The sequence below is a fragment of the Bradyrhizobium sp. USDA 4353 genome (assembly GCF_054063215.1).
This window is the reverse complement of record NZ_JBSSGB010000001.1, coordinates 2,617,010-2,634,916: the sequence shown is the minus strand read 5'-3', so window position 1 is coordinate 2,634,916 and position 17,907 is coordinate 2,617,010. Positions and strand designations below refer to the sequence as shown.

Annotated in this window: 14 protein-coding genes and 1 pseudogene; 4 read left to right on the top strand and 11 right to left on the bottom strand. The window is 66.2% G+C overall.

Annotated features, from left to right (window positions below; all coding sequences use genetic code 11):
• Window positions 1-75: 75 nt before the first annotated feature.
• From ACVILH_RS11800 to ACVILH_RS11770, 7 genes are all read right to left on the bottom strand, one after another.
• The gene (locus tag ACVILH_RS11800; protein WP_456713038.1) at window positions 76-1,074 is read right to left on the bottom strand and encodes an ABC transporter ATP-binding protein; all 999 of its coding nucleotides are present in this window, start codon (window positions 1,072-1,074) and stop codon (window positions 76-78) included.
• On the bottom strand, window positions 1,074-2,072 hold the full coding sequence (locus tag ACVILH_RS11795) for an ABC transporter ATP-binding protein (RefSeq protein WP_456713037.1): 999 nt from the start codon (window positions 2,070-2,072) through the stop codon (window positions 1,074-1,076). The genes ACVILH_RS11800 and ACVILH_RS11795 overlap by 1 nt, the downstream gene beginning before the upstream one ends.
• Window positions 2,072-3,013: an ABC transporter permease gene (locus tag ACVILH_RS11790; protein WP_456713036.1), complete on the bottom strand. Its 942-nt coding sequence runs from the start codon at window positions 3,011-3,013 to the stop codon at window positions 2,072-2,074. Before ACVILH_RS11790 ends, ACVILH_RS11795 begins: the two co-directional genes overlap by 1 nt.
• Complete coding sequence (locus ACVILH_RS11785) at window positions 2,979-3,938, bottom strand: ABC transporter permease (RefSeq protein ID WP_456713035.1); 960 nt, start codon at window positions 3,936-3,938, stop codon at window positions 2,979-2,981. Before ACVILH_RS11785 ends, ACVILH_RS11790 begins: the two co-directional genes overlap by 35 nt.
• A 41-nt stretch (window positions 3,939-3,979) precedes the next feature.
• Window positions 3,980-5,773 carry a peptide ABC transporter substrate-binding protein gene (locus tag ACVILH_RS11780; RefSeq protein ID WP_456713034.1) on the bottom strand — a complete coding sequence of 598 codons (1,794 nt, stop codon included), beginning with the start codon at window positions 5,771-5,773 and terminating at the stop codon, window positions 3,980-3,982.
• 255 nt (window positions 5,774-6,028) lie between these two features.
• Window positions 6,029-7,822, bottom strand: a complete 1,794-nt coding sequence (locus ACVILH_RS11775) for a peptide ABC transporter substrate-binding protein (protein ID WP_456713033.1) — start codon at window positions 7,820-7,822, stop codon at window positions 6,029-6,031.
• 129 nt (window positions 7,823-7,951) lie between these two features.
• Window positions 7,952-8,209 carry a DUF7662 domain-containing protein gene (locus tag ACVILH_RS11770; RefSeq protein WP_456713032.1) on the bottom strand — a complete coding sequence of 86 codons (258 nt, stop codon included), beginning with the start codon at window positions 8,207-8,209 and terminating at the stop codon, window positions 7,952-7,954.
• Between the two features lie 131 nt (window positions 8,210-8,340).
• Between ACVILH_RS11770 and ACVILH_RS11765 the strand changes: the two genes are divergently transcribed.
• The gene (locus tag ACVILH_RS11765) at window positions 8,341-9,846 is read left to right on the top strand and encodes a diguanylate cyclase (RefSeq protein WP_456713031.1); all 1,506 of its coding nucleotides are present in this window, start codon (window positions 8,341-8,343) and stop codon (window positions 9,844-9,846) included.
• A 34-nt stretch (window positions 9,847-9,880) separates the two neighbouring features.
• Here ACVILH_RS11765 and galU read toward each other — a convergent pair.
• A pseudogene (gene galU, locus ACVILH_RS11760) lies at window positions 9,881-10,764 on the bottom strand (UTP--glucose-1-phosphate uridylyltransferase GalU).
• A 216-nt stretch (window positions 10,765-10,980) separates the two neighbouring features.
• On the opposite strand from galU, the gene ACVILH_RS11755 reads away from it, so the two are divergent.
• Both ACVILH_RS11755 and ACVILH_RS11750 read left to right on the top strand, forming a co-directional pair.
• On the top strand, window positions 10,981-12,384 hold the full coding sequence (locus ACVILH_RS11755; protein WP_456713030.1) for a lytic murein transglycosylase: 1,404 nt from the start codon (window positions 10,981-10,983) through the stop codon (window positions 12,382-12,384).
• Between the two features lie 151 nt (window positions 12,385-12,535).
• Window positions 12,536-14,353 carry a DUF459 domain-containing protein gene (locus ACVILH_RS11750; RefSeq protein WP_456713029.1) on the top strand — a complete coding sequence of 606 codons (1,818 nt, stop codon included), beginning with the start codon at window positions 12,536-12,538 and terminating at the stop codon, window positions 14,351-14,353.
• A 115-nt stretch (window positions 14,354-14,468) separates the two neighbouring features.
• On the opposite strand, the gene ACVILH_RS11745 is transcribed toward ACVILH_RS11750, so the two are convergent.
• The 3 genes from ACVILH_RS11745 to ACVILH_RS11735 all read right to left on the bottom strand — a co-directional run bounded on the left by ACVILH_RS11745 (window position 14,469) and on the right by ACVILH_RS11735 (window position 16,883).
• On the bottom strand, window positions 14,469-14,837 hold the full coding sequence (locus ACVILH_RS11745; RefSeq protein ID WP_456713028.1) for a CsbD family protein: 369 nt from the start codon (window positions 14,835-14,837) through the stop codon (window positions 14,469-14,471).
• A gap of 75 nt (window positions 14,838-14,912) precedes the next feature.
• Window positions 14,913-15,647 carry an SDR family NAD(P)-dependent oxidoreductase gene (locus ACVILH_RS11740; RefSeq protein ID WP_456713027.1) on the bottom strand — a complete coding sequence of 245 codons (735 nt, stop codon included), beginning with the start codon at window positions 15,645-15,647 and terminating at the stop codon, window positions 14,913-14,915.
• A 96-nt stretch (window positions 15,648-15,743) separates the two neighbouring features.
• Complete coding sequence (locus tag ACVILH_RS11735; RefSeq protein ID WP_456713026.1) at window positions 15,744-16,883, bottom strand: PQQ-dependent sugar dehydrogenase; 1,140 nt, start codon at window positions 16,881-16,883, stop codon at window positions 15,744-15,746.
• Between the two features lie 136 nt (window positions 16,884-17,019).
• Here ACVILH_RS11735 and ACVILH_RS11730 point away from each other — a divergent pair, with 136 nt between their 5' ends.
• Window positions 17,020-17,799: an SDR family NAD(P)-dependent oxidoreductase gene (locus ACVILH_RS11730; RefSeq protein ID WP_456713025.1), complete on the top strand. Its 780-nt coding sequence runs from the start codon at window positions 17,020-17,022 to the stop codon at window positions 17,797-17,799.
• Window positions 17,800-17,907 lie beyond the last annotated feature (108 nt).

Below are 17,907 nucleotides of genomic sequence, written 5' to 3'. Positions count from 1 at the left end.
GGGCTGACTTCCAGAGTGGCGCTAAACGCGCGAGATTGCCATCATACGATCCGTGGAAACATATCGCTCTCTGGCTTAGCGGAAATGGCAGGCGACGAGATGGCCCTCTTCGCTGGCCTTGAGCGGCGGCACTTCCTTGCTGCACACGTCCTTGGCGATGGGGCAGCGGGTGTGGAAGTGACAGCCGGACGGCGGATTGATCGGGCTCGGCACCTCCCCCTTGAGCCGAATGCGCTTGCGCTTGACGCTCGGGTCGGGGATCGGCACGGCGGACAGCAGCGCCTCGGTGTAGGGATGCTTCGGCGTCGAATACAGCTGGCGTGACGGCGCGGTCTCCACGATGCGGCCGAGATACATCACGGCCACCCGGCGGCTGATGTGCTCGACCACGGAGAGATCGTGCGCGACGAACAGATAGGCGATGCCGAACTTCTGCTGCAGGTCCTCCAACAAATTGATGACCTGGGCCTGGATCGAGACGTCGAGCGCCGACACCGGCTCGTCGCAGATGATCAGCTTGGGCTCGACCGCGATCGCCCTGGCAATGCCGATGCGCTGGCGTTGGCCGCCGGAGAATTCGTGCGGATAGCGCGTCATGTGATCGGCCTGCAGGCCGACGGTCTCCAAGAGATGAACGATGCGCTCCTCGTATTGCTGACGCGAGGATGCGAGCCCATGGATCGTCAGCGCCTCGCCGATGATGGCGCCGATGGTCATGCGCGGATTGAGCGAGGCGTAAGGGTCCTGGAAGATGATCTGGATGTCGCGTCGCAGTGCGCGCAGGCTCTCGCCCGACAGCGAGATCACGTCCTTGCCCTCGAAGTTCAGCTCGCCCGAGCTCGGCTCGATCAGCCGAAGCACGCAGCGGCCCGTCGTCGACTTGCCGCAGCCGGACTCGCCGACGAGGCCGAAGGTCTCGCTCGGCTGGATGTGGAAGTTGACGCCGTCGACCGCGCGCACGCTGCCGATCTGGCGCTTCAACAATCCGCCCTTGATCGGGAACGCCTTGGTCAGGTTGCGCACGGTGAGCAGCGGCGCCGGCGCGGCGGCGGGAGCAGTGACAGCTTCGGTCATCACGACAACGTCTCTTCGGCGCGGATGCACGCCACCTTGTGGCCGGGCTCGATCTCGCGCAGCGGCGGCTGCGCGCGCCGGCACTCGGGAATGGCAAAGCCGCAGCGCGAGGCGAAGCGGCAGCCTTCGGGCGGATTGATCAGCTTCGGCACGCTGCCCGGAATGCTCTCCAGCCGGCTCTTCTTGACCGCGGCGAGATCGATGCGCGGGATCGAGCGGATCAGGCCTTGCGTGTAGGGATGGCGCGGATTGGCAAACAGGCGCTCGACCGGCGCCTCCTCGGCCACCCGCCCCGCATACATCACGACGACGCGTTGCGCGACCTCGGCGACCACGCCCATCGCGTGGGTGATCAGCATGATCGACATGCCGAGCCGCTCCTTCATGTCGAGCAGCAGATCGAGGATCTGCGCCTGGATCGTCACGTCGAGCGCGGTGGTCGGCTCGTCGGCGATCAGGAGCTTTGGATTGCACGACAGCGCCATCGCGATCATCACGCGCTGACGCATGCCGCCCGAGAAGTGGTGCGGATAGTCGTGCACGCGAGCTTTCGGATTCGGAATCTGCACCAGCGCCAGCATCTCCGCCGCGCGGTCCATTGCCGCCTTCTTCGACAGGCCCTGATGCAGCCGGATCACCTCGGCGATCTGGTCGCCGACGGTGTAGACCGGGTTGAGCGAGGTCATCGGCTCCTGGAACACGATCGCGATCTCGCTGGCGCGGATGCGATTGAGCTCGGAGGTCGGCAGCGGCACGAGGTCCCGCCCCTGCCACAGGATCTGGCCGCCGGCGATGCGGCCGGGCGGCATCGCGATCAGCTTCAGCACCGACATCGCGGTGACAGTCTTGCCCGAGCCGGACTCGCCGACCACGCACAGCGTCTCGCCACGATTGATGGTGATGTCGACGCCGTCGACGGCCTGGACCTGGCCCTCGTCGGTTTTGAAATAGGTCTTGAGCCCCTTGATCTCGAGGAGCGGCGTGACACGAGCGTCCATCACATCACCTTCCGCGGATCGAGCGCATCGCGCAGGCCGTCGCCGATGAAGTTGATCGCGATGACCGTGAGGAAGATCGCGCCGCCGGCGAACAGCGCCCAATGCGGCGCGATGTCGAGATAGTCCTTGGCGTCGAACAGCAGCCGCCCCCAGGTCGGAATGTCAGGCGGAAAGCCGAGACCGAGGAACGACAGGGTCGACTCCGCAATGATCGCAGCCGCAACGTCGATCGTGCCGGCGACAATGACTGGGCCCAGCGCGTTCGGCAGGATGTGACGGACGATGAGACGGAGGTTCGACGCGCCGAGCGCGCGCGCGGCCTCGACAAACTCCTTCTCGCGCAGCGACAGGAACTGCGCGCGCACCAGGCGAGCCACCGGCATCCAGCGGAATCCGCCGATCACGAGCACGATCAGCACGAAGACGCCGCCCTCGGGACCGAGCCAGCCTTTGAGGAAGTCGCGGAACAGATAGATGATCAGCAGCAGCAGCGGCAGTTGCGGCAGCGACAGGAACAGGTCGGTGAGCCACATCAGCGCGGCATCGACTGGGCCCTTCGCGGTGCCGGCGAGCGCGCCGACGACGATGCCGACCAAGAGCGCCACGCCCATCGCGGCGAAGCCGACCGCGAGCGAGATGCGGCCGCCATAGATCATGCGCGCCAGGAGGTCCTGGCCGAGATCGTCGGTACCGAACGGATGCTCCCAGGATGGCGGCGACAGGCGCGCGGTGAAGTCAATCTCGTTGATCGGGATCCGCCACAGGAATGGGCCGAGCACGATCGACAGCGCGAGCAGCAGCAGCACGACGATGCTGGCCGCCGCGAGGCGGTGACGGAGGAAGCGGCGGAGCGCGTCGCGGCCTGGCGAGAACCGCCGTTTCGGCGACGCGGCGACCGGCGCCGTCTCAACGGAAGGAGATGCGTGGGTCAAGCCAGCCATACAGAATGTCTGCGATGAGGTTGAAGAGGACGACGAGGCAGGCGAACACGAAGGTCACCGCCATGATGACGGGCGTGTCGTTGGCGAGGATCGCGCTGATCAGGAGCGAGCCGATGCCGGGAATGCGGAAGATCTGCTCGGTGACGATGGCGCCGCCGAACACGGTCGGCATTTGCAGCGCGACCAAGGTGACCACCGGGATCAGCGCGTTGCGCACGACGTGCTTGACGATGACCTTGCGCTCGTCGAGGCCCTTGGAGCGCGCCGTCGTGACATAGTCGAGCTTGATGACGTCGAGCACGGCCGAGCGCACATAGCGGGTGTAGGACGCCGCCTGGTACAGGCCGAGCACGGTGATCGGCATGATCGCCTGCTTGATGCTCTCCCACCACCATTGCCATCCCGTCGCCTGCAGATCGGCGCGGTAGACGAACGGCAGCCAGCCGAGATTGACGCTGAAGATCAGGATCAAGAGCAGGCCGGTGAAGAAGGTCGGCAGCGAGAAGCCGATGAAGGCGAAGGTGTTGGCGATCTGGTCGAAGATCGAATACGGCCGCCGCGCCGCCAGCACGCCGACCGGCAGCGCCACCGCGAGCGCGAGGATCTGCGCGGTGCCGACCACGTAGAGCGTGGTCGGAATCCGCTGCAGGATCAGAGTGTCCACATTGACGCGACTTGCGAAGGAGAAGCCCCAATCGCCCTGGAACATGGCGAACAGCCAGCGCACATAGCGCACCAGCACGGGATCGTTCATCCCGAACTTGATGCGCAGGGCCTCGCGCACCTCGGGCGGCACGTTCGGATTGCTCGCGAGCTCGCCGAACGGATCGCCCGGCGCGAGCGCGAGCAGCACGAACAGGATGAGACTGATGCCGAGCAGGCTCGGGATAGCGACGATGAGGCGCCTGAGAAGGTAGTTTCCCATCGCTCCACCCCTACGATGTCTGGCTGGTCATGCGGGCCGCGTCAGCTCGCCCGATGCCAGGTCGCGATGAACGCGAGGTCGTTGTCCCAGCCGCTCTTGTACAGCACCATGCCGTTCTTGACGCCGATCACGTTGAGCCGGTTGATCTCAGGCAGCACGTAATTGTCGCGCACGACGAGGTCGTTGAGCTTTATGAAGTGCGCGGCGCGCTTGACGGGATCGAGCTCGCTCTGGGCGAGCTTGTAGGTCTCGTCATACTCCTTGTTCTGCCAGCGGCAGACGTTGCGGCCCTGCCACTTGTTCTCCTTGGTGGCGCATTCCCACGAGGCGAACTGGTTCATGAAGAACTGCGGATCGGCCTGCGGCATCGTCGTCTGGTACATCTGCATGTCGCAGTAGAAATGCGAGTAGGTGTCGGGGTTGGCGACGTCAGAGGAGAAGAACACCGACGCCACGACCGACTTCAGCTCGACATCGATGCCGGCCTTCTGGCAGGCCTGCTTGATGATCGCCTGGTTCTTCTGGCGCGGGCCGTTGATCGAGGTCTGGAACACGAACTTCAGTTGCTTGCCGTCCTTCTCGCGAATGCCGGAGGAGCCCTTCTTCCAGCCGGCCGCATCTAGGATCTGGTTGGCCTTCTCGATCGAGAACTCGAACGTGTTGTTCTTCGAGCGGAAGCGCTCGGGGTTGTTGAGGAAGTTCGGCGTCGCGACGCCGGCGCGGCCATAGATGAACTTCTGCACCGAGGCGCGGTCGATCAGGAGGTTGAGCGCCTTGCGCACCTCCGGATCTGAGAACAGCGGATGCTTGGTCTTGAGGCTGGCGCGCTCGCCGTCGACCTCGGTATTGGGATCGGTGACGTTGAGGCCGATATATTCGATGTGGCCGGTCAGCGTGAGATCCGCCCTGCCCTGGCCGCCGGCCTCGAGCTTCAGCAGGATCTCGTCCTCGACCTGAAGATTATAGGCGTAGTCGTATTCGCCGGTCTGCAGCACGGCACGCGCGGCCGACACTGCGTCGCCGCCGCCCTTGATCTCGACCGTGTCGAAATAGGGCTGCGTGGCAACGTGATAGTCCGGGAAGCGCTTGCCGGCGACGGTGTCGCCCGGCTTGAAGTCCACGAACATATAGGGGCCGGTGCCGATCGGCTTCAGGTTGGCCGGCGCCTCGCGCGACTTCGCGCCGATGTAGTCGGCAAAGTGATGCTTGGGAATGATGCAGCCGAACGAGGCCACGAAGCCGTCGGCCCAGAACGGCGTCGGCTGTGGGAAGATCAGCTTCACGGTGAGATCGTCGATCTTCTCGACCGCCTTGATGTTCTTGTAGCTGCCGATCGAGACCGCCGAGGTCTCGGGATTGTTGGCGTATTCCCAGTTGAAGATCACGTCGTCAGCGGTGAACGGCTTGCCGTCATGCCATTTCACGCCGGGCTTCAGCTTCCAGGTCACGGACAATCCGTCCGCGGCGAGACCGCCGTTCTCCTTGCTGGGAATCTCGGCCGCGAGGATCGGAACGAGATTGCCCTCCTTGTCCCAGCCGGCGAGCGGCTCGTAGAACAGCCGGCAGGCTTCCTGATCCTTGGTGCCGATCGCGAAATGCGGATTGAGCAGGGTCGGCGCCTGCCACAGCAGAAGCTTGAGCGGACCACCGCCGCCGGCCTTGGTCGGCTTGTAAGGAATGGCGTCGGCCGCAACCGCGATGCCGGAATAAGAGAGCATCGCGCCGGCCATCGGCGCGGTGAGCCCCACGGCAATCATCCGCTGCACAAAATCGCGCCGCGACAGGCGCCCGGCTTTGACGTCAGCGATCTGGCTACGGAGGTCACGCTCGTTCATTCAATCGGCTCCAAGGTGTTGCTGATGCCAAAAAAAGCGCCCCGCGATGCATCAGCGCAGAGCTGCACAAAATTGGATCAGCCTTCGAAGCGACTGTCAAAGCAGAATCCGGGCCAATTTCGCAAGAAGGAATGGATCGATTGTCGCACCCTGCAGTGCGACAATCATTTGCTGCGGAGCAGCCTCGGAAAATGGAACTACGTCAGAAGCTGTAGCAGAGCACCACACGCGATTCGCGCGTGGTGCTGATCGCACTCAGCTCTCGCGATACCAGCTCGGCAGTTGCCAGAGATCGTTGTCCCATCCCGATGAATGCGTCTGCAGGCCCTTGCGGACGCCGCTGACACGCGGCCGGTTGAGCTCCGGCAGCACGTGACGACCCGCGCAGACCAGATCGTTGAGCTTGATGTAGAGCGCGGCGCGCTTCACCGGATCGAGCTCGCGTAGCAGCTCGTTGTAGAGATCGTCATACTCCTTGTTCTGCCAGCGCGAGACGTTGCGGCCCTGCCATTTGTTGGCCTTGCTCGCCGCCTCCCACGAGACGTATTGGCTCAGGAAGGACTGCGGCTCGGGCGACGACATCGTCATCATCAGCATCTCCATGTCGCAATAGAAATGCGAGTAGGTGTCGGGATTGGCGACGTCGCTGGAGAAGAACACCGAGCCTACCACCGACTTCAGCTCGATCTCGATGCCGGCCTTCTGGCAGGCCTGCTTGATGATCGCCTGGTTCTTCTGCCGCGGCCCGTTGGTCGAGGTCTGGAAGACGAATTTGAGCTGCTTGCCGTCCTTCTCGCGCAAGCCGCTCGCGCCCTTCTTCCAGCCGGCCTCTTCGAGAATTTTATTGGCCTTCTCGATGTTGAACTCGAAGCTCGTGTTCTTGGAGCGGTAGCGCTCGGGATTGTTGACGCAGTTCGACGTGGCGATGCCGCCGCGGCCGTAGATGAACTTCTGGATCGAGGCGCGGTCGATCAGGAGATTGATCGCCTCGCGCACCGCGGGATCAGAGAACAGCGGATGCTTGGTCTTGAGGCTCGCGCGCTCACCGTCGACCTCGACGTTCGGGTCGGTGGCGTTGAGCATGATGAATTCGAGGTTGCCGGTCGCCACGATCTCGGCGACGCCGGTGCCGCCGGCCTCGAGCTTGACCAGGATCTCGTCCTCGACCTGCAGATTCCACGCGAAGTCATATTCGCCGGTCTGCAGCACGGCGCGCGCCGCAGACACCGCGTCGCCGCCGCCCTTGATCTCCAGCGTGTCGAAATAGGGCCGGTTCGGCACGTGGTAGTTGGGATTGAGCTTGGCGGTCAGCATGTCGCCCGGCTTGAAGTCGACGAACAGATAGGCGCCGGTGCCGACCGGCTTGAGATTGTTCGGCGCCTCGCGCGACTTCGCGCCGATATAGTCGGCGAACAAATGCTTCGGGATGATCGCGCCGCGGCCACTGACGAAGGCCGTAAACCACAGCGGCGTCGGCTGGGCGAACACGAGCCGCACGGTGTGATCGTCGATCCGCTCGATCGTCTTGATGTCCTTGTAGTCGGCGATGGTGACCGACGACGTCTCCGGATTGGTGGCGAACTGCCAGTTGAAGATCACGTCGTCGGCGGTGAACGGCTGGCCGTCGTGCCACTTCACATTGGGCTTCAGCTTCCAGGTCACCCAGGTCCCGTCAGCCGCAAGGGTGCCATTGGCGAGGCTGGGAATCTCGCTCGCGAGCACCGGCACGAGATTGCCGTCGGCGTCCCATCCGGCCAGCGGCTCATAGAACGCCCGCGCCGCTTCCTGGTCCTTCAAACCGATGGCGAAGTGCGGATTGAGCAGGGTCGGCGCCTGCCAGAACAGGATCTTCAGCGGCCCGCCGCCGCCCGCCTTGGTCGGCTTGTACGGAAACTCCTGCGCCGCCATCGCGACCCCGGAATGCGCCAGCATCATGCCCGCGAGCGGCGCGGTCAGCCCGAGCGCGAGCATCCGCTGCACGAAATCGCGGCGCGAGAGCCGCCCGTCCTTGACCGCCGCAATCTCGTGACGCAGGTCCTGTTCGTTCACTGTCGTTCTTCTCCAAATCGGTGATGCAATTGCAGCGCGCGGCGGTCGTGCTTCGAGGTTCCTCGCCGCAACGCTATAGGCTTGTGATCGATAGGCATGATCCGGGCCATTTGCCGCAGGGCCGGCGGCTCAGCGCGGCGGCTTCAGCTTGCGGAAGCGGACGCCGGTGCCGTCAGGCAGCCGGGTGGCGACATAGCCGGCCGCGAGGCAGGCCTCGCGTTGCGGCATCTTCTCTTGCGGGCTCCGCAGGCTGTCCCACCACGAGGCGCGCTGCGCCGCGCGCGGCAGGCTGTCGCCGATCAGCTCCTCGATCTCGTCGATGCTGAGCACCAGCTCGGGACGAGTCTGCCGCTTGAGGTAGTCCCTTAGGGCGTCATAGTCGGGCAAATTGCAATTCCATCTCGCTCGGCGGCCGGGCGCAACGCAGCCTGCAACGCCACCACTCGTTAACTTAACATGAGTTACTTCGAAGTATCCGTCAGTCTACGGACGGGACTCCACGGGGACGGGACAAGCCGATGCGCTGGACACGCCGAACAGGCCGGGCAAAGCCGCCTTGGCGTCTCTCGGCGCGCACGCTCGTCACCTGCTCCATCTCCACCATCATCGGCTTCTCCGCCATCTGCGCCAGCGTCATGATCGACCTGCGCCGCGGCGAGGAGGTGCGCGCCCGGCAGTCGCTGGAAAACCTTGCCGCCGGCATCGGCGCCGACATCAGCCGCAACATCGAGCTCTACGATCTCTCGCTGCGCGCGGTCGCCGGCAACATGTTGCTGCCCGAAATCAACGAGGTCAGCAAGCCGATCCGGCATTTGATCCTGTTCGACCGCGCCTCCACCGCGAAGAATTTCGGCGCCATCCAGGTGTTCGACGCCAAGGGTCGTCTCGCCATCGACTCGGCCACGCTCGATCCGTTGCCGGAGGATCGCAGCGACGCCACGTTCTTCCAGGTGCATCGCGACCGTGCCGACGCCGGCCTCTATGTCAGCCGCCCCGCGGAGCATCAGGGCCGCTCCGCCATCGTCCTCAGCCGCCGCATTGCCGCGCCCGACGGACGCTTCGCCGGAATCGTCGCCGGCTCGATTCGGCTGAGCTATTTTCGAGACCTGTTCAGCCAGCTCTCGCTCGCCCCGGGCGTCGGCATCACTGTGTTCGGACGCGACGGCACCATCATCGTGACGGCGCCGTTCGATCAGGCCGCCATTGGCCGCAACCTCGCACGCGCGCCGGACGTGACCCGCGCCTTGAGCGAGCCGAGCGGCTGGTCGAGCAGCTCCGGCGCGCTGGACGATGTGCCGCGCCTCCTGGTGTGGCGCAATGCCGGCCCGCTGGTCGTGGTGGCCAGCCGGTCATGGGACGGCGTTTACGCCGTCTGGCGCAACGAGGCGGCGCAGATCGGCGCGCTGATGCTGGCGCTCATCGTCTTCGTGCTCGCGGCCACCCAGGTCGCCGCGCGCGAGATCCATCTGCGCGCGAAGGTCGAATCCCGGCTCGAGCGGCTCGCAACCACCGATCCGCTGACCGGGCTGAAGAACCGGCGCAAGTTCGACGAGACCATCGAGATCGAGTGGCGGCGGGCCCAGCGGGCGCAAGTGCCGCTGGCGCTGCTGATGATCGATGCCGATCACTTCAAGAGCTACAACGACACCCACGGCCACCAGGCCGGCGACCAGGTGCTGGTCGGCATCGCCGTCTGCATCTCGGATTCGGTGCGGCGGGCCGGCGATTGCGCGGCGCGCTATGGCGGCGAGGAGTTCGCGGTGCTGCTGCCGGCGACCGCGGAAGCCGACGCGCTGCACGTCGCCGAGACGATCCGCAACAAGGTCGCCTTGTGGGCGGGCGAGGCGACCAACACGTCGATCAGCGTCGGCGTCGCCAGCGTCACGCCGTCGCGCGAGACGGACTGGACCGCTTTGATGAATGCCGCCGATAAGGCGCTCTACATGGCCAAGGCGGCCGGCCGCAACCGTTGCCTCACCGTGCCCGTGCCGAAGCCGCTACCGCACGCCGCGCTGGCGGCGTGAGGCCGCCAGCCGCCTGGTGAGACGAGCGCCGCGATCAGCCCTTGCTCTCCAGATACTTCTTCATGTCCTCGCGCAGGCCGTCGCGCAAGTCGGGCCGCGCCATCGCGAAGGCGATGTTGGCCTTGAGGAAGCCGGACTTCGAGCCGCAATCGTGCCGCTCGCCGTCGAAATCCACGCCGTAGAATTTTTGCGTCTTCGACAGGCCGATCATCGCATCGGTGAGCTGGATCTCGCCGCCTGCGCGCCGCGCTCCTGCGTGGCCAGGATCTTGAAGATCTCCGGCTGCAGGATGTAGCGGCCGGTGATCGAGAAGTTCGACGGCGCGGTGCCCTTGGCCGGCTTCTCGACCATGCCGTCGACCTCGAAGATCTTGCCGTCGCGCGGGCCTACGCCGCAGATGCCGTATTGATGGGTCTGGTCGGCCGGCACCTCCTGCACGGCGAGCACGTTGCTCTTCTCCGGTAGCTTGTTGGCGGCGGCGATCATCTGCGCCAGGCAGCCCGGCGAATTCAGCACCAGCTCGTCCGGCAGCACCACCGCGAACGGCTCGTCGCCGACGATGTCGCGCGCGCACCACACGGCGTGGCCGAGGCCGAGCGGCGCCTGCTGGCGGGTGAAGCTGACGGCGCCCGCCTCCGGCTGGTCGCGCGCCAGGATATCCATCTCGGTCTTCTTGCCGCGCGCCGCGAGCGTCGCGTCGAGCTCATACATCCGGTCGAAATGGTCCTCGATCGAGGTCTTGTTGCGGCCGGTGACGAACACGAAATGCTCGATGCCGGCTTCCTTGGCCTCGTCGAAGACGTATTGGATGAGCGGCTTGTCGACGATCGTCAGCATCTCCTTCGGCATCGCCTTGGTGGCGGGAAGGACGCGGGTGCCGAGGCCGGCGACCGGAAAAACGGCTTTGCGGATCTTCATGGGGCCTGATGAAACCTTGTGACGAATGAATGCGAAACCGATCGCATGGTGGTAGCTGGTTTGCAGCCGAGAACAAAGGCGGATGTTGGTCCGGTGTTCCGCTTCGCGGCGACAGAAGGGCTAAATTTCGCTGCGGAAATCCTTAACCTTGTTAATCTCCCGTTAAGCAGGACCGGGCCTCGTGAAGGCTGGTCTTCCGGCGATCTGGATCGAGACATGGCGCGACGGAACGTAATCCTGGCAGCTCTGAAAGCCGGCGCCACTGCGGCAGCCGTGGTGACGGTGGTCACGATGGTGTCCGGTTCCGCATCGGCGCAATCCAGCGGCGGACCGCTGAACTTTCTCGACAACCTGTTCACGGGCACCCTGACCAAGGGCAATCCGAGCCCGGGCCAGCCGGCACAGGCCCCCTCCCCCGGCGGCCCGCAGCCCTGGAGCGGCGAGGACGGCGCCTCCGGCCATCCGCTGATGACGGCGGCAGCGATTCGCGAGGCCGCCGGCAATTTCGACGCCTGCGTCGCCGGCATGTGGCCAGATGCCGCACGGCGCAACATCACCCAGGATAATTTCCAGCGCTTCACCGCCGGCCTGTCGCCGGACCTGCGCATCATGGACCTGCTCGATGCCCAGCCGGAGTTCACCAAGTCGATCTGGGACTATCTCGACATCCTGGTGAACGACAATCGCCTCGCCAAGGGTCGCGAGGTGCTGGCGAAATACAAGGCGCAGTTCGACGCGACCGAGCGTGCCTATGGCGTCGACCGCTACATCATCGCCGCGATCTGGGGCATCGAATCCAACTACTCGACGCAGATCGGCGATCGCAACGTGCTGCAATCGACCGCGACGCTGGCCTGCATCGGTCGCCGACAGGCCTATTTCAAGGATGAATTCCTGTCGGCGCTGGAGATCCTCAATCGCGGCGATCTCCGGCCGGAGCAGATGCGCGGCTCCTGGGCCGGCGCATTCGGTCCCACGCAATTCATGCCGACCGCGTTCAAGCGCTTCGCCGTCGATGCCGATGGCGATGGCCGCCGCGACGTCGTCGACAATCCCGCCGACCTGATCGCCTCGACCGCCAACAACCTCAAGAAGGACGGCTGGCAGAGCGGCCAGAGCTGGGGCTACGAGGTCGTGGTGCCCCAGGGCTTCAACTACATGCTGGCCGACCGCGCCAAGAGCATGAGCTTCGGTCAATGGGAGCAACTCGGTCTGAAGCGCGCCAACGCCCAGCCATTCCCCGCGACGAATGAGAGGGCCTATCTGCTGGCGCCTGCGGGCGCGCAGGGGCCCGGCTTCCTGATGCTGCAGAACTTCCGCGTCATCATGAAATACAATCCGGCCGAGGCCTATGCGCTGGCGATCGGCCATTTCGCCGACCGGCTGCGCGGCGCGCCGCCTTTCGTCCAGGCTTGGCCGCGCGAGGAGCGCACGTTGTCGCGCGCCGAGCGACTGGAATTGCAGCAATTGCTCGCCGACCGCGGATTTTACCGCGGAACGCCCGATGGCCAGTTCGGCGGCCAGACCCGCGAGGCGCTGCGGAACTTTCAGGCCTCGATCGGGGCGCCGGCGGACGGTTTTGCCACCTCCGACGTGCTGGAACGGCTGCGGGGGCGTTAATCGGGCCCGGAATCCAGCGGTGCCGGTAACCTTTCGGGGCGATTGCCGGCGGACATCAACACCATCCGGTGAATGCCCGTTTGCGGCCTGATTCGGGTCCTATTATATGGACTGTCACGATTTCGACGCGCGGCGGCGCGGACGGGTGCGCATGTCAAAGCTGAAGCTCCTCCTCAAGCTGTTGAACGAGCCCGGCCCGGCGGTCGTCTTGGCCGTCGTGATCGCCATGCTGGTCGGGATCACTGGCCCGGCCTCGGCCCAGTTCTTCAACTTCAATCCATTCTCGTCGCCGCCGCCCCGGCCGGGGCCGCAACGCGGCGGCGGTGGCGGTGGCTGGTTCGGCAGCGACTTCTTCGCGCCGTTCCAGCCGCAGCAGCCGAAGCGGGTGCAGCAGGATTATTCCAAGGCGCCGCCGCCGGAGCGGCGCGACAATGCGAATGCGCCTGAGCGCTACGTGCTGGTGCTCGGCGACGGCATGGCCGACTGGTTGGCCTATGGCCTCGAGGATGCCTATTCCGAGCAGCCCGACATGGGCATCACCCGCCGGATCAAGACGAATTCCGGCCTGATCAAATACCAGCCCAAGGGCGAGCCGGCCGACTGGGCCGCGGCCGCCAAGGGCATCCTGGCGACCGAGCGGGCCGACGCGATCGTCATCATGCTCGGCCTCAACGACCGTCTCCCGATCCGCGAGCCGGCGGTGGAGAAGACCGACAAGCCCGACGACAAGAAGGCGGACAAGACCAAGAAGGACGCCAAGGCCAAGCCGGGTGAGGCCAAGCCGGCTGACGGCAAGCCAGGCGATCCGAAGTCCGGCGAGGCCAAGACAGACACGAAGACCGACGCCAAGCCCGATGCGAAGACCGACACGGCCGCCAAGTCGGCCGACAGCGAGCTGCCGCAGGACGAGGCCGATAACGATACGCCGGCTGTCGCCGCGCCGGAGAAGACCGCGCGGGCGCCGGGCGCCCTGTACGAATTCCGCGACGAGCGTTGGGTCGAGCTCTACACCAAGAAGATCGAGGAGATGATCGCGGTCGCCAAGAGCAAGGGCGTCCCGGTGCTGTGGGTCGGCCTGCCCGCGGTGCGCGGCCCGAAAGGCACCGCCGACAGCCTGTTCCTCGATTCGCTCTATCGCGACGCCGCCGGCAAGGCGGGCATCACCTATGTCGACGTCTGGGATGGCTTCGTCGACGAAGCCGGCCGCTTCCTGCAGAAGGGCCCGGACTTCGAAGGCCAGATCCGCCAGCTGCGCTCCTACGACGGCGTCTATTTCACCAAGCCCGGCGCGCGCAAGCTCGCGCATTATGCCGAGCGCGAGATCAACCGCCTGCTCGCGGCCCGCTCCGCCCCGTTGGAGCTGCCGACCGAGCCGGCGACGCCGGACGCCAACGCCGTGCCCGGTCAACCCGCGCCGCGCCCGGTGGCCGGACCGATCCTGCCGCTGGTGGCCTCGTCGGTCGGCACCGACCAGCTGCTCGGCGGCCCCGGCTCTCGTCCTGCTGCGGTCGACGCGCTGGCCGCGCGCACCCTGGTCAAGGGCGAGGCGCTCAGCCCGCCGGCCGGGCGCGCCGACGACTTTGTCTGGCCGCGCCGCGAGGTCGGCCGCGAACAGGCCAAGGAGCCGCCGAAGGAGCTGAGCAAGCCGGATACGCCCGTCGCCGCGACGTCGCCGACGGAGGCCGCGCCCGCAAGCCCTGGCCAGCAGCAGCGGCCGAGGCGGCTGACGACCCCGACTGCACCGGGCCAGTCGGCCCCTAGCCAGACGCAGCAGCCGAACCCGAACGGCCAAGCCAACCAGAACGGCAACCAGAACGGCATGCGCGACTTCTTCGGCTTCGGCGCGCCACAGCAGCAACAACAGCCGGCACAGCCGCGACCGCCGACCGTGCGCAATCCGAATGCGCCGCCGCGGCCGCCGGGCTCCGTGGGCCGTTCGGCGGCGGTGCTGGAGGCACCTGCGCGCTGATCACCGACTTCGCGGGTCGAGAGCGAACGCGATCCGCCCGTCCATCAACGCCAATCGGCCCGCATTCGAATGAATGCGGGCCGATTGTTCAATCAGTCAGCGTCTGCGCGGGGGCTCAGTAGCGCCAGCGCTGCGGCTGCGGCCGGCTCGACGGACGCATCAGCATCGCGAGCAGGAAGCCGATGCCGCCGGCGACGAGCAACGCGCCCATCGGATTGTCCTGCACCCGCTTGGTCAGCGCCTGGGTGCCGTCACGCAGGCTGTCGGTGCTGCCACCGAACGTGTCCTTGGCGTAGTCCATCGCGGCATCGCCGGCCTCGCGGGCAGCGTCCTTGGCCTGGCCGTACAGGTTCTGCACCACGCCCGAAGCCTCGCGCGCACGGCCCGAGGCCTGCGTGCTCTTGTCACCGGTCATCTCGCCGACGCCGCCCTCGACCTTGCCTGCGACATCCTTCGCCGTTCCGGTCAACCGATCCGTATCCATCGCCGCCTCTCCTTGTCTCGCGTTTGCGGGCTTTCCGCTCTGCTAACCGGCTGGGGCGGCGACGGTTCCGAGCGACTACAAAATCAGCCCGCCATCGACGACGAGGGTCTGCCCGATGATGTAGGACGACAGCGGCGAGGCGAGGAACAGCGCCGCGCCGGCCATGTCCTGCGGCGTGCCGAGCCGCTTCAGCGGAATCCGCTGCAGGGCGCCTTCGAGACGCTGCGGATTGGCTGTCGTCACCTTGGTCATCTTGGTATCGACGAGGCCCGGCGCGATGCCGTTGACGCGGATGCCGTCCGCGGCCCACGCCTCAGCCAGCGTTCGCGTCAGCCCCACCGCTCCGGTCTTGGACGCATTGTAAGCGGGATTGCCCATCGTCGAATGATAGGCTGCGGTGGACGACACGATGATCAGCGCGCCCTTGGCCTCGCTCAGCAGGCTGTGAAACTTGGTTGCACAGGCCATCAGGCTGATGAGGTTGACCTCCAGCACCTTGCGGAAGCCGTCCATCGCGAACTCCCCGCGCCGATACAGCACCGCGCCCTGCGCCAGCACCAGCACGTCGAGCCGGTCCAAGCGCGGCGCGAACGCCTCGATCGCGGCGGCGTTGCTGACATCGAGCTGATGATAGTCGAGCCCCGCGAGATCGCAGCCATCCTCGGCGCGATAATCGGCCGCATTGGCGCGCGTGCCGCAGATCGCGACCCGAGCGCCCTGGGCGCGAAACGCCTGCGCGATGCCGTTGCCGATGCCGCTGGAGCCGCCGATCACCAGCACCTGCCGCCCCGAGAAATCGAGCGCGTTCATCTCCCCGCTCTCCCTTTTTGTTGTTCGCCATCTGTGGAGAGCGGCGGTGGTGCTGTCAACGTGACGGCAGGTCAGCGCGGCGAACGCGACGGGAGCCTACTTCGCCGGCGTCAGCCGCCTGAGCCGGCCCGGCGAGTCGTCCTCGATGATCCAGACCGCGCCATCCGGCGCCACCGCGACATCGCGGATGCGCTCCCCCATATCCCAGCGCTCGGCCTCGTCCGGCTGGCCATCGGCGCGAAACGCCACGCGCACCAGCGCCTGAGCCCGGAGGCCGCCGATCAGCGCCGATCCCTTCCATTGCGGAAACATCCCACCGTCATAGAAGGCGAGACCGGCCGGCGCGATCACCGGATCCCAATAGAGCGGCGGCGCCACAAGATCGGGGCGCGTCGCATGGCGCGGGATCGGCGTGCCGTCGTAATTGTCGCCGTTCGAGACCAGCGGCCAGCCGTAGTTCTTGCCCGGCTCGATCAGGTTGAGCTCGTCACCGCCGCGCGGGCCCATCTCGTGCAGCCAGAGCTTGCCGTCCGGCGCGAAAGCGAGGCCATAGGGATTGCGGTGGCCGGTGGTCCAGGTCTGCGCCGGCACGCCCTTGTCCTCGGCCATCGGATTGTCTGACGGCGTCGAGCCGTCGAGATTGAGCCTGAGCACCTTGCCGCGCGCCTGCCGCGGGTCCTGCGCGCTGGTCGGCTGCATGCGGTCGCCCACCGTCAGGAACAGATGTGTTCCCTGCGGATCGAAAGCGATGATGCCGCCCGGCTGGCCACCGCCGCCCGCCGGCGTCTGGCGCCAGATGACGGCGAGCTTCGTCAGGCTGGCGCGGCCATCCGCCAGCGACAGAGTGGCACGGGCGAGAGCGAGGCGGCTGCCCTCGGCGCCAGGCTCAGTGTAGCTGACGTAGACCTGCGACGACGTCGCGAAGTCCGGTGCGACCGCGATGTCCAGCAGGCCGTTCTGACCGCGCGCGGCCACCGCAGGAACGTTGCCGACCTCCGTCGTCTGCCCGCTCTGGGTGACGACGAAGATCCTCCCCGGCTTCTCCGTGATCAGCATCCGCCCATCCGGCAGGAACGCGATCGCCCAGGGCGTGTCGAACTCCGCCACGGTCTTGGCCTCGAAAGGCTGAACGGCGCTGGCTTTGCGACCACCGGCGTTGATGCTGTCGGCGCCTGCGGCGTCGGCAGCAAACAATCCCGCAGCCAACACCACGCCGATGACTGTCTTGAGCATCATGATCACTCCGGTTCGTTGGTCCATGCCGTCAGCAACGTGAACGCGGCCAGGCCAGATCGGTGCTGACCAAATGCGTCTGATTGGTGATAATCGCTGGAGCGCAGCGACGATGTGCATTTTTCCGTGAGCCGCAAATATGCAGGAACATCGGCAACTCAGTCGAACAGTCCGCGGATCGACCGTGCTGATCACGGGTGCGGCCTCCGGGATGGGCCGCGCGACCGCGCGGGTGTTCGCCGATGATGGCGCGCGGGTCGCCGTCACGGATATCGACGAGGCCGGCGCGCACGCTGTCGCCGCCGAGATCGCGGCATCCGGCGGAACTGCGCGCGCCTGGCGGCTCGACCTCGCGGATCCCCAGGCGATCAGCACCGTCGTGAACGAGGCCGCGTCGCAGTTCGGCGGCCTCGACATCATCGTCAACAATGCCGGCATCTCGGTGCGCGTCGCGATCGACGACGAGGCCTATGACGAATCCTGGGCCAAGGGCATCGCCGTGATGCTGACGGCGCAGCAGCGCGTCATCCGTGCCGCGCTGCCGCATCTGCGCCGGTCGACCAGCCCGCGCATCGTCAACATCGCTTCGACCGAGGCGCTCGGCGCCACCGCGCTGCACAGTGCCTATTCGGCGGCGAAAGCAGGCGTGACCGGGCTGACGCGCTCGCTCGCCGTCGAGCTCGGACGCGACGGCATCACCGTCAACTGCATCTGTCCGGGACCGATCACGACCGCGATGACCGCGCGCATTCCCGACGAGCAGAAGGCAATCTATGCCAGGCGCCGCACCGCGCTCGGACGCTATGGCGATCCGGAGGAAGTGGCGCACATCACCTTGAGCCTCTGCCTGCCGGCGGCGTCGTTCATCACCGGCGCTGTGATCCCCGTCGACGGCGGGCTGATGGCGCGCAACGCGTGATGTCTGCCGGGCCGGCATGACAGCCGTGCGCGTCGCCCTCCGCGCTGCGCGTTGACTTCGCTGGGCGCGGGCGTAGCCTCAGGTGAGAAGCGGGCACGAGTCCGCCAT